Origin of the sequence: Citrobacter sp. wls826 (assembly GCF_005281245.1) — a bacterium.
GTDB lineage: Bacteria > Pseudomonadota > Gammaproteobacteria > Enterobacterales > Enterobacteriaceae > Citrobacter > Citrobacter braakii.
Map to the genome: position 1 here is coordinate 66,925 of NZ_SZWS01000018.1, position 12,919 is coordinate 79,843.

Annotated in this window: 5 protein-coding genes; 3 read left to right on the forward strand and 2 right to left on the reverse strand. The window is 53.6% G+C overall.

From position 1 onward, the window contains the following. Positions 1-113: 113 nt before the first annotated feature. Positions 114-1,196: a LacI family DNA-binding transcriptional regulator gene (locus FDW87_RS03030; protein ID WP_016155802.1), complete on the reverse strand. Its 1,083-nt coding sequence runs from the start codon at positions 1,194-1,196 to the stop codon at positions 114-116. A 164-nt stretch (positions 1,197-1,360) separates the two neighbouring features. On the opposite strand from FDW87_RS03030, the gene FDW87_RS03035 reads away from it, so the two are divergent. Continuing rightward, a complete protein-coding gene (locus tag FDW87_RS03035; RefSeq protein WP_016155803.1) occupies positions 1,361-1,969 on the forward strand; it encodes a class I SAM-dependent methyltransferase in 609 nt (202 codons plus the stop codon). 91 nt (positions 1,970-2,060) lie between these two features. Here FDW87_RS03035 and FDW87_RS03040 read toward each other — a convergent pair whose 3' ends face one another. Then, the gene (locus tag FDW87_RS03040; RefSeq protein WP_230851690.1) at positions 2,061-2,237 is read right to left on the reverse strand and encodes a hypothetical protein; all 177 of its coding nucleotides are present in this window, start codon (positions 2,235-2,237) and stop codon (positions 2,061-2,063) included. A 413-nt stretch (positions 2,238-2,650) separates the two neighbouring features. On the opposite strand from FDW87_RS03040, the gene FDW87_RS03045 reads away from it, so the two are divergent. Both FDW87_RS03045 and FDW87_RS03050 read left to right on the forward strand, forming a co-directional pair. Continuing rightward, positions 2,651-4,288: a ShlB/FhaC/HecB family hemolysin secretion/activation protein gene (locus tag FDW87_RS03045; protein ID WP_225836947.1), complete on the forward strand. Its 1,638-nt coding sequence runs from the start codon at positions 2,651-2,653 to the stop codon at positions 4,286-4,288. 12 nt (positions 4,289-4,300) lie between these two features. Beyond that, positions 4,301-12,919: filamentous hemagglutinin N-terminal domain-containing protein (locus tag FDW87_RS03050; RefSeq protein WP_252362972.1), on the forward strand; the 8,619-nt coding region annotated here is incomplete at its 3' end.

Sequence of the window (12,919 nt, forward strand, 5' to 3'; positions counted from 1 at the left end):
CCTGTTTGAATTTGTTATTCGCTCACAATTTCAATCAAAATACGAATAAGCGATCCCAGCTGTAAAGGACGGGGCGCTCAATGAGTGAACTGACTCACATAATTGTTATGCGTTCACAATTTGGGTGTGAGCTGCGAAACTTGCCGCGCTAGCTGGATCAGTGAGTCGGCCAGTACCTGGGGTGAGGGGGTTTGCGTATCGGGAGGCAGTACCGTATTGCGCTTAACCAGGGTTACGGGCAGCAGTTGGTTGCCCACGCTTGAGGTCCCACGGGGAAGTTGCAGCAGTCTGTCGACGCTGGTTTCACCCAGTAACGGAAAATCCTGCCTGATGGTGGTCAGTGGTGGGATGTAGCAGGCGCTGTCTTCGGTGTCATCGTAGCCGATCACCGAGATATCAACCGCCACCCGCAGACCGAACTCGCTGATTGCCCGCATCGCGCCCAGCGCCATTTGATCGTTAGCGACCAGCATGGCGGTGGGGAGATTACCACCATTAAGCATATGCAGCGTTTGCTGAAAACCTGACATCGCGCTCCAGTCGCCTTCCAGCTCCGCGGTGGGTTGCAGCTGGTAGTGCGCCAGATATTTATGCCACCCCGCATGGCGAAGCCTTGCCGAAACCGAAGTGTGTGGCCCGCTCAGCAGGGCGATACGCTGATGCCCATGCTGCACCAGATGTTCAACGCCGAGACGTGCGCCGTCGTCATGGGAGAAAATCACGCTGTTAATTGGCGTCTGATCTGAGACATCGAGAAACAGTACCGGCACCGTACCGCAGGCGGCAGCCACGGCAATGGCGTCTTCTTCATCCAGCGGGTAGTTGATGATAAGCCCGGTTACGCGTTGAGAAAGCAGGTTGTGGACTGCGGCTTTACATGCCTCAACGCCGCTACGTTCGACCATGGCGATCACCACGCTGGCCCCGGACTGGTCGGCGCGGGATTTTATGGCGGCAACGATTTGCGAGGGGGCGTGCAGGGCAAGGTTCGCCGTCACGACGCCAATCAGCGGCGTCTGTTTGCCCGCCAGCTGCTGTGCGACACGGTTGGGGATGTAATTGAGCTCCGCCATCGCGGCCTCAACTTTCTGTCGGGTTTTTGCGGAAACGTGGCTGGCCTGATTCACGACGCGCGAGACGGTCTGGTAAGAGACTCCTGCATGGTCTGCCACATCGTATAGCGTTACCGGTTTCACGTTTATCACCCCTGTCATGACGTTATCTGCGCGCTATGATGCCACAGCGGGACGGTTTTGGGGTATTTGCGCATTGGTTCTGCGAGGCGCATTCCAGGGTTGCAAATCGTGTCCTGGAGGATTTATCGTCGTGATGCTTAACAGAATAAAAAAGTGAGGACATCGTGAGCGACTCTGCGGCAAACAACATTCTGTCCATCTACCAACATCATGCGGAGGCCTTTGCCAGCCAGCGTTCACGCGCACTGTTCGAGAAAAGCTGGCTGGATAAGTTCATTACCGTGATGGGCGGGCAAGGCAGCATTGTGGATATTGGCTGCGGCAACGGTCAGCCGATTGCTGGTTATTTTATTCAGCAAGGCTTTCCGCTTACGGGAATTGATGGTTCTGCGGCGATGCTGGCGCGGGCCCGGCACTCTTTTCCCGCACAGCGCTGGCTGGCGCAGGATATGCGCGAGCTGGGACTTAACGAGACTTTCGATGGTCTGATCGCCTGGGACAGCTTTTTCCATTTAACTCAGCAGGATCAGCAAAAGATGTTCCCGATTTTTGACCGACTCAGCCGTCCCGGCAGCGCGCTGATGTTTACCAGCGGGACGGAAAACGGTATCGCGATGGGGCAATTTGAGGGCGAACCGCTGTTTCACGCCAGCCTCGCGCCGGATGAATACCGCGCATTGCTGTCAGCGCACGGTTTTGTGGTGGTAGAGATGGTGATGGAAGATCCGCACTGCGCCGGGCATACCATCTGGCTGGCGCAAAAACGTGGCTAAATTCTAAACGTTAAGCGTTCCCTTCTCTTCCTTCCCTTCTCTTCCTTCCCTTCTGCTTTGGTGAGCCCTATTAAAACAAAAGGCATAATTGTCAAATGAGTGAGTTGGTTGCTAAAAAATACTGATATGGGCTGTATTCGTCGGAACGAAATTTACACAGGGTATAAATCGACAAGAATAAACCCAGGGTTGCAATAAAACCATTGAGCATTGCCAGAATAAGGAAGAAAAGAACGATAGCGGAAGGTTTAATTATGCTGGTATTCATTTCTAATTATTCCATGTTTTTTAACGCTATTACTTTACGACAATTAAGTTAAGCGATAATAGTACAATTTCCAGGTATTGCGGATTCCGCTTATTTAGTGCCGGGGAGGTGTGTCTGTTAGCACGATGCGAGTGGCGTCATCGTAGCGTATTGTCCAGATCGTTAATGTGGGTAAATGGGCGATTTGCGATGGGATTAGGTCAACAGAGTAAGAATAATTTAACTTAAGAGCATAAGAAATCCTAAAATGCAATTGGAATGAAGTGAAATAGCACTTAATGTCTTTACTTTTGTTTACATTTTGTGCTTTTTTACAAGGATCGGCTGTGCTTTACAGTCAAGTTCGCTTTCGTACTTTTATGGGGGGTGGGGTGAAGTTCAGGGATGAAAGAAAGTTGGCAATATTAATTGGGATGTTAATTTTGCCGTTCACAACTGTTTCTGCGGCGCCACTCTCTCCTGCGGATCGGAATACCATTCAGCAGCAACAGCAGCAGCGACTTAATGAAAACCAGCGCCAGCGTGAAGAGCTGGAGCGTAGCGTTACGCTACCCGAAATCGTAACGCCGAAAACGCCAGCCCAGACTGAAGGGCCGTGTTTTATGATTTCGCGTATTGATATTGACGGCGCAACGAAGTTGTCCGCCGCTGCCTCGGCAAAGCTTACCGCGCCATGGGTGAATCAATGCCTGAATATTCCCCGCCTTACGGAACTGACAAATGCAATTTCCGACTGGTATATCAGTCGAGGCTACATCACCAGTCGTGCCTTTTTAACCGAACAGGATCTCTCATCCGGGGTGCTGCACATTGCGGTGCTTGAGGGTAAATTGCAGCAAATACGTCTGGAAGGCGTCCCATCGCGCACTCTGCTGATGACCTTTCCCGGAATGGAAGGAAAAATTCTCAATCTGCGTGACATTGAACAGGGGATGGAGCAGTTGAACCGGGTTCGCCAGACGCCGGTGGAAATTGAAATTTTGCCGGGCAGTCAGCAGGGGTTCTCAATAGTTAACCTCACCGCCACGCCTGAATTTCCACTCAATGGCTCAGTTAGTTTTGATAACAGTGGACAAAAGAGCACCGGAACCGGACAGCTCAGTGGTGCGCTATTTTTCAATAATATGCTCGGCCTGGCGGATAAATGGTTTATTAGCGGCGGACGCAGTAGCGATTTTTCCAGCAGCAAAGATGCGCAGAACTTTGCGGCCGGCGTGAGTATTCCTTACGGCTACGGACTGCTTGATTACAACTACAGCTGGAGTAACTACCTCAGCACGATTGATAACAATGGTTATGCCTGGCGTTCCACCGGAGATAGCGAAACCCATCGTCTGAACGGATCCTGGGTTTTGTTTCGCAATGGTGATGTCAAAACCGCTGCATCGCTGGGTTTGACGCATCGAATTAACCGTAACAAATTGAATGATATCCTGCTGGAAACCAGTAGTCGCAAGCTTTCCAGCGTTTCGCTGGGCATCAACCATACGCAAAAAATTGCTTCCGGCGTTGCGACGTTTAACCCTTCATTCACCCAGGGCGTGCCATGGTTTGGCGCAGAGGATGACAACGATAAACAGGGTGATGTGCCAAGGGCGGAATTTCGCAAATGGAGCGTCAGCGGTAGTTTCCAGCGCCCGTTGGCAGAGAAACTGTGGTGGCTAAGCAGCGTGTATTTTCAATGGTCTCCAGACCGACTCTATGGAAGTGAACGCCTGACGCTGGGCGGAGAAACCTCCGTTCGCGGTTTTAAAGAACAGTACATTTCTGGAGATAACGGCGGCTACTGGCGCAATGAAGTGAATTATTCGCTATTTACGCTGCCGGTGCTGGGACAGATTGGCGCGATAGCGGCATTCGACGGCGGCTGGCTGAAACAGGATAACGTTGATAGCTATGCCTCCGGCACGTTGTGGGGGGCTGCGCTGGGATTAACCAGTTCAGGGCGCTGGTTTTCCAGTCAGTTCACCGTAGGAACGCCAGTTAACTATCCGGACTGGCTGGCGCCGGATCATCTCAATGTGTATTACCGCGTTGCGGTGGCATTTTAAGGAATAAGGGTGATGAAAAAGGATCAGGTTCGTTTTTCCCAGCGTTTGCTAAGTGGCATGTTGAGTTTCCTGTTGGCTACCCAACCACTGCTCCCAGCGATGGCTGCCGCCATCACGCCTGAAGGCAATACGCAGATGGATAAAGCCGCCAATGGAGTTCCGGTGGTGAATATTGCCACGCCGAACCAGTCCGGGATTTCACACAATAAATATAACGACTACAACGTGGGAAAAGAGGGGCTGATCCTCAACAACGCGACCGGGCAATTTACCCAGACCCAGCTCGGCGGCATCATCCAGAATAACCCGAACCTGCAACCGGGAAAGGAAGCTTCAGGGATCATCAACGAAGTTACCGGCGCTAACCGTTCGCAGCTTCAGGGCCATACCGAAGTCGCGGGGAAAGCTGCCAACGTCATGGTTGCCAACCCCTATGGCATTACCTGTAATGGTTGTGGATTTATCAACACGCCTAACGCCACGCTGACCACCGGTAAACCCGTGTTGGATGCCAACGGCAACCTACAGTCGCTGGATGTAAGCAAGGGCAGCATTACCATCGAAGGTAAGGGGCTGGATGGTAGTCAGAGCGATGCGGTGTCGATTATTGCCCGTGCCACGGAAATTAATGCTGCGTTGCACGCCAAGGATCTGACGGTTATCGCCGGCGCGAATCGCGTGGCGGCGAATGGCCAGGTGAGCCCGCTGAATGGCGAAGGGGAAGCACCGAAAATTGCGGTAGACACCGGTGCGTTAGGCGGCATGTATGCTAATCGAATTCATCTGGTCTCCAGCGAGAAAGGGCTGGGGGTCAACCTCGGGAATCTGAATGCCCGTCAGGGTGATATCACCCTCAATGCTAACGGGAAATTAACGATCGGCAACAGTCTGGCAAATGGTGGTCTATCCGCCAGTGGCGAAGGCGTCACGTTGACCGGTAGTCATAAGACCGGAAGCGGGATGGTCATCAACAGCACCGGGGCGTTAGCGTTACAGAATGCAAATCTCTCCAGCGGCGCAGGCGTGCAACTGGGCAGCGATGGCAAGGTGACGATCGAGGGGGGCGGGGTTGCTGCAGCTGGCGAGTTGCAGGTGGCTGCTAAACAGGATGTAGCCATTGCGGCAACCACTTTGGTTAGCCAGAAAAACACCTCACTGCGCAGTGACGGTTCGCTGAAAATCACCGACGGCAGCCTGACCAGTAAAGAAAAAATGCATGTTACGGGTACTAATGGGCTGGCGCTGACCCGTTCCACACTGGGGAGTGATACTGATGTCAGCCTTAACAGTCAAGGCGAACTGTCGGCGCAGGGGGGATTGCTCTCAGCAGGTAACGGATTAACGCTGAAGGCACAGCGCATAGCTCTGAATAACGCCAGTCGTGCCGATGCGAAGGGCGCATTAAGCCTGACCGGTAGCGACATGAACAACCAGGGACAGGTCAATGCGGGAGGCGCGTTGTCCCTTTCTGGTGGGCACCTCGTTAATGGTGGTCAACTGGCTGCAAATGGCAGTCTTGATGTTTCTGTCAGCAGCCTTAACAACGCAGGTCTGATGCAGGGTAACAGCGTATCGGTCAACAGCGGGGCGCTGGATAATATGGGTACGCTGGCGAGCGGCGGCCAGCTTTCAGTACAAACGGTAGCGCTGAACCAGCAGGGGATCCTGAGCGCGAAAAACGATGCGGATATCCGGGCTGATGCCACGCTGAGTAATGGTGGAAAGTTGCTCTCTGATGGCACATTAACGGTGCAGGCCGCGACAGTTGAACAACATGGCGTCCTCTCTGGCAACCAGGGAGTAACGGTCAATGCTGAAAACCTCACCGCCGCGAAAGATTCGCTGATCGCCGGGCAACAGGACATACAGTTAAACGTTACGCAAAACCTTAACCTGAACGGTCAGATTAATGCCGCTGGTGCGCTTAATGTCGGCGCAAAGCAGTTGACTACTGGCAAAGACGGTCATTTGCAGAGCGGTCTGGACCTTGCGATTACGGGCAACAACGTGACGCTGAACGGCGTACAGGCGGCAAAAGGTTCGTTGGATGTGACGGCTGACAGGCTCAGTCATGGCGGGAAATCCACTGGGGAACGCGTCGGTTTCAGCGCGCAGCAGTCAGTTGATAACCATGGAGATCTGCTGGCCGATACTCTGGCGCTCAGTGGGACAACGCTGACCCATAGCGGTAGCGCCAGCGCCGAACGCATCTCGATTATTGCATCTGATGGACTCGCCAGCAGCGGCTCTCTGATCGCCGACACGTTAACTCTCCAGAGTCAGCATGTCGTGAACAGCGGTCTGATGCAGGGCAACACCGCGCTGAACCTGTATACCGACAGACTGGAAAACCTCAGCGGCGGCTCACTCTACAGCAAAGCATCTCTAGCGCTGGATATACCGTATCTGGCTAACCATGGGTTGATTACAACCGACGGTTCATTGCACCTCAACGGTCGCCAGTTGGTTAACGGCGGAGAAATTAACGGCGTTAATCTGCAAAGTGAATATGCGACGATAAAAAACGAAGCCGCGGGACGCCTGCTGGCTGACACGTCATTATCTGTTCACGGACAGCAGACAGATAACCTCGGACTCATGGCCGCCGATACGCTCGCACTGAACAGTCAGGACGTGAATAACGACGGTAATGTGTTGTCGGTGGGTGAATTAAGTCTTAAGAATCAGACTCTCCACAACACTGGCTTGCTGCAGGGCGGTACGCTGAATCTGGAAGCAAATACGTGGCAAAATAGCGGTAATGCGTTGGGAGAAACGGGGGTAACGGCAACAGTACACGACGCGTTCACTAACCAGGGAAAAGTACTCAGTCAACAAGGTATGACCGTGCATGCCGCCAGCGTGAATAACAGCGGAATGCTGGCAGCGAAGGTGCTGGCATTACACGGCGATCTCAGCAACAGTGGGATCCTGCAGGGGAATCAGGCGCTCGCCTGGGATGGGAATCGCTTTACAAACCTTGCTGGTGGGCAGGTGACCAGCGGTGAAGATCTACAGCTCAGCGGAAAGCGTTTTGAAAATGATGGCCAACTAGAGGGCCGTACCGCGGCGATTAGACTGGATAACCTGCGCAATAGCGGCAGCGTTCAGGCACTGGACAGTCTGAAGATTAAGGCTAACGGGCGACTGGATAATCAGGGATCGCTGCGCAGTCTCAACCTGTTTGAGTTGGCTGCGGCACAGTTGTTTAACGACGAAATGATTGCTGCAAAATCCCTGATCATTTCCGCACCGGAGCTGGTGAATAACGGCATTGTGCAGGGTAATTCGGCGCTACAACTCACCACCCGCAATCTGTTCAATGGTCAGCAGGGACAACTGGTTAGCGGCGCGGGGTTGGATTTAGGCCTCGACATGCTGGAAAACCACGGTCTGCTGCTGACAAATACCGACTTCACACTGCGCGGCAGCAAATTAATTAACGCAGGTGATATTCAGGCCGATTCCCTGAACCTGACGCTGGCGAACTCGGTTGAAAACCAGGGGAGTATGGTGGCGAAACAGGGGGCGTCGATGAATACTGCATCCCTGGATAACCGCGGTACGCTGGCGGCGAAAAGTGTCACTCTGGATGGAAAATCAATCCGTAACAGCGGTCTGGTACAGAGCAACGACAATACCTCGGTTTCTGCGAATACCTTCATCACGGATACCGTAGGTAAATGGCTGGCCGGTAATGCGCTGCTGGTGCATTCCGGTGCGATGGAAAACGCCGGCGTACTGCAAGGCGATACCCTGACATTCACTGCCGACTCGCTGAATAACAGCGGCGTGTTTAACGGTTTGCATGGCCTGGAAGGCAAGCTGTCCGGGCGACTTACCAACCCCGGACACATTCAAAGTGGCGGCGCACTGACGCTTACGGCTGATGATATCAACAGCGCCGGGCGTATTACCGGTGACAGGCTGACACTTGCAGCCTCGACGTTAAACAATACAGGCCTGTGGCAGGGGACGAATGGGCTTACGCTGGCTGGCGATGTGCTCACGACGGGCATTACGTCCCGTACGCTGAGCGGCGGCGCGTTGAGCGTCAATGCCGGCACTATCACGACGCAGGGAACGCTGCAGGGGCAGCAACTTACGCTGACCGCAGATGACTGGCTGCACAAAGGATCGCTGATAAGCCTGGGTAATCTGACGGCTGATGTAAACAACGGCCTTACTACATCAGGCGAAGTGATGAGTCATGGCGGAATGTCACTGACCGCGCAGCAGCTTGATAACAGCGGCAAGCTGCTCAGCGAAAGCGACGTAACGCTAGACGGCGTGCAGCTTAATAACAGTGGCACGGTACAGGGAAATACCCTGACCCTGCAGCAAAACCGGATCCACAATCAGGGTACGCTGACCGGTCTGCAAAGCCTGACGCTAGAGGCTCGTCAGCGTCTGATGGCGCGCATGGCGATGGCTTCACCGCAACAGGAATTGATTAACGCAGCAGGTGGTTCACTGCTGACGCAGGGGACGCTGAAACTCTCTTCTGGCGAGGTGACGAATAACGGCGTGTGGCAAGGGCAGTCTGTTCTGCTCAATGCGCAAACGCTGACAAACAACGGGGCAATACAAAGCGCCGACGCTCTGCAGCTTACGCTCGCAAATAACCTGACGTCTGCGGCGGGCAGCAAAATTACTGCCCTTGGTAACGCGACGCTACAGGCGCTTTCTCTGGCTAACGCCGGGCAATGGACGGCGAAAAATCTTACGCTGAAGGGGACAACCCTTGATAACAGTGCGGCGATTAGCGGCGTAAATGCGTTTACGCTTGCCATGAACGGCGCGGTCAGGCAGCAGAAAGCGGGCAGTATGCTGAGCGGGGGCGCGTTGGATCTGACTGCGGCGTCAGTCACCAATGAGGGCAAAATTCAGGGGGCGACGCTGGGCATGACGACCGGCGCATTGACCAACAGCGGACGACTGCAAGGGGATAATGGCGCAACGCTGTCGCTGAGCGGTGATTTGATAAACAAGGCTTCCGGGGAGATTGTCAGCCGCCAGGGGCTGACGCTTTCTACGCCAGTGCTGTCCAACTACGGTTTAATGCAGGGCGGTGGAGAGACTCATCTTAACGCCACAACTCGCGCACTCAATGACGGCAAACTGCTTTCTGGCGCGGGAATGAAGCTGACCACGCCGCAGTATTCCGGCGCAGGCTGGTTACAGGCGGCAAACCTCATTCTGAATGCAGCAACGGCCACCAATAGCGGGAACTGGCTGGCTGACAGCGCCACGCTTGCAGGGACCAGTTTTACCAACCTGGGAACCGCGCAGGCCGGTCAACTGGCGGTGAAATACACGCAACTGACAAATAACGGTACGCTGTTGGGCACCTCGCAACTGAGTGTTAATGCCAGCCAGATTAATCAGAATGCGGCAGGGAAACTGTTCAGCGGCGGCGATCTGTCCGTTGAGAGTCACGGGCTGGGTACGTTGGGGCAGGTGGTTGCGCTGGGTAATCTGACGCTGAAACTGGTGAATGACTTTACTGTGCAAAGCGCTTTTGCCGCGGGTAAAACGCTGACCATTACCAGTGATGGCGCTATCGACAACCGTAGCGTGCTTCAGGGGCAATCGCTCAACCTGACGGCGGGCGGACAGCTCAGCAATAATGGACAAATCACCACTGGCAACGGCGCCAGTTATCTCAGCGGCGACAGCGTAGCGCTCAATACCGCCGGAACGTTACAGGGCGGCGGCGATATTACGCTGACCAGTCGCGGTAATGTTTCAGTCTCTGGTTTCACCGGAACGCGTGGCTCTCTGACGCTCAATGCACCGGGTGCCATCGTCAATACGGCGCTGTTGTACGCGGCAAATAATCTGGCGCTATATGCTAACACCATTACCAACCAGCGCGGCGATATCCTCGCGGGAAACAATCTGTGGATGCAGCGAGATGCGGCGGGAAATGCCAACAGCGAAGTGGTCAACACCTCCGGTAATATCGAAACCCAGAACGGTGATATCACCATCAAAACCGGGCATCTGCTGAATCAGCGGGATGGGCTGAAAACAAACCAGACACAAATAGCTGGATCAAACAGTATTCCTGGGATAGGTGATGCGACAATAAAAGTTGATATAAGCCAATTACCGTCAGGATCCTATGGTGTTAATGGTTATTCCTACACAACAGAATCAGGAGCCTGTAACGCACATGGAGCCTGTAGCTACCACCATTATTATCAGTATTACTACGCGCCGTTCAAAGATACCGCGACGCAAAAATTCATTTCCAGCCAGGTAAAAACAGAGGTTTCCAGTTCTGGCGGCGCCGGTCGTATTTCATCAGGGCGAAATCTGTCAATTGGCGCAAACGCGCTGGATAACGCAGCCAGTACTATTCTGGCAAATAATAATATCGACCTTTCAGGAAGCACATTAAATAACCAGAGCTGGCAGTCCGGGACGCTTACTGATTATCTGGTTTATACCTATACCCCAGAGAAATACTCACGTCAGAAATTTGCCGTAAATAATATAGATGTGTTACCTCCGCGTTATAATGAGGGAAGAAACAGTAAAGGTGAAACTATTGTGCTTCCTAAAGAACGCACAATATCATTTAGCCTTGAAGGGCATGACCGTGTTCAGGAAGGAGGTGAAACTTACCGTTCGGTGATTCAGGCAGGCGGCAAAGTTACAGCAAATTTTACTGACTCTATTGGTAACGAAAACACAACTTCTAACGCAGGGCGAGTTAGCAATACCATCGTTACCCCTACCCTCAACACCCTCAGCAACCAAACCATCAGTAATGGGGTGCAAAAGCAGGCGTTGGCAGGCAATGACACGGTAAGTGTCAGCTCTCCACAGTGGAACGATCGACTGCATGACGTATTGCAGAAGATTAACGGCGGCGGCGCGCTGGAAAGCAGCGGCGTATCAGACGCTACGCTCAACCCTGTTTCTACCACGCAGAAAGGTAACGCCAGCCTCGGTCAACTCAATGGCCTGATTAACCCAGGCGAGAAGGGCGTGAATGCCGCTGGGATAAATCAGGGCAAAACGGTGGATACCAGCGCTTATCCGTTGCCTTCCGGAAAGAACGGGTATTTCGTCGTCTCCGACGATCCGAAAAGCCCGTATCTGATCAACGTTAACCCGAAACTGAATGGTCTTGGTCAGCTCGATCCCAGCCTGTTTGGTGATTTGAATGCAATGCTGGGTATCAAACCTGGCGAAGCGCCGCGTGAAACCAATATTGCGTATACCGATCAAAACCAGTTCCTGGGATCGGCCTATATGCTCGATCGTCTCAAACTGAACCCTGAATATGACTACCGTTTCCTCGGTGATGCGGCGTTCGATACCCGCTATGTTAGTAACGCCATGCTGAATAAGACGGGAAGTCGATACATCAACGGCATTGGTTCTGACCTTGACCAGATGCGTTATCTGATGGATAGCGCTGCAAGCACTCAGCAGTCGCTGGGACTGAAATTTGGGGTGGCGCTGACGGCAGATCAGATAGCGTCCCTTGAGCACAGCATGCTGTGGTGGGAAGCCGCCACCGTCAACGGTGAGACGGTAATGATACCGAAGCTGTATCTCTCGCCGAAAGATATCACCGTGAACAACGGTAGCGTCATTGCCGGGAATAATGTTCAGCTTACCAGCGGGAATATCACCAACTCCGGCAGTACGCTGTTGGCGAGAAACGACCTCACTCTCGACAGCCAAAACAGTATTAACAACCTTAACAATGGTCTGATGCAGGCCGGGGGCAACCTCGACCTGAGCGCGATTGGTGATATCAATAACGTCAGCTCCGCCATCAGCGGAAAAACGGTAGCGCTGGAAAGCCTGGGCGGCAACATCAATAATCTGACGCTGGCGGAACAGATTGATGTGAGTGCCAGGGACAAATACCGCAATGTGAGCTTTAAAGATACTCTGCTGGGGTCTACGGCATCGATAACCGCGCAGGACGGATTGTCGCTCTCGGCAGGCAAAGATATCACTGTTACTGGCGCGAATCTCTCTGCAGGCGGCTCATTGCTGATGGATGCGTGGGGGGATATTGCGGTAAATGCCAACCAGATTAACGATGCCCGGAGTCACTCCGGACGCTGGATAACTGAGACTGGTCGGTCGTCAGTGGACTGGCAGGGTAACGCCATCAGCGCGGGCGGTAACCTCGGTATCAATGCCGGGAATAACCTCAATATCACCGCCAGCGATGTTAAAGCGGGAGGGAATGCTCAGCTAACAGCGGGTAACGATCTCAATCTGAATGCGGCTACCACTCAGCAAAGTAGCCGTAACGGGGGCAGTGAATCGCACAGCACCGGGCTTTCCCGTACTACCGTTTCAGCGGGTGACAATCTGGTGTTGAAAGCGGGTCAGGATATTAATTCCCATGCGGCTGGGCTGGCTGCGGAGAATGATGTCGGTCTGCTGGCCGGGCGAGATGCCAACCTGCAGGCTGAAGCAACGACCGACGGCGACAGCTATCGTGCGAAGAAGAAAACCGTGGTCAATGACGCCGTACGCCAGCAGGGAACGGAAATTGCCAGCGGCGGCGACGCCGTCATTATTGCCGGGCGTGATGTAAACGCACAGGCAGCAGATGTTACGGCACAGGCCGATATCGGCGTAACGGCAGGG

Coding starts and splice junctions, on each gene's coding strand:
- FDW87_RS03045 (WP_225836947.1), top strand. CDS start 2,651: ATGTTAATTTTGCCGTTCACAACTGTTTCTGCGGCGCCACTCTCTCCT.
- FDW87_RS03040 (WP_230851690.1), bottom strand. CDS start 2,237: ATGAATACCAGCATAATTAAACCTTCCGCTATCGTTCTTTTCTTCCTT.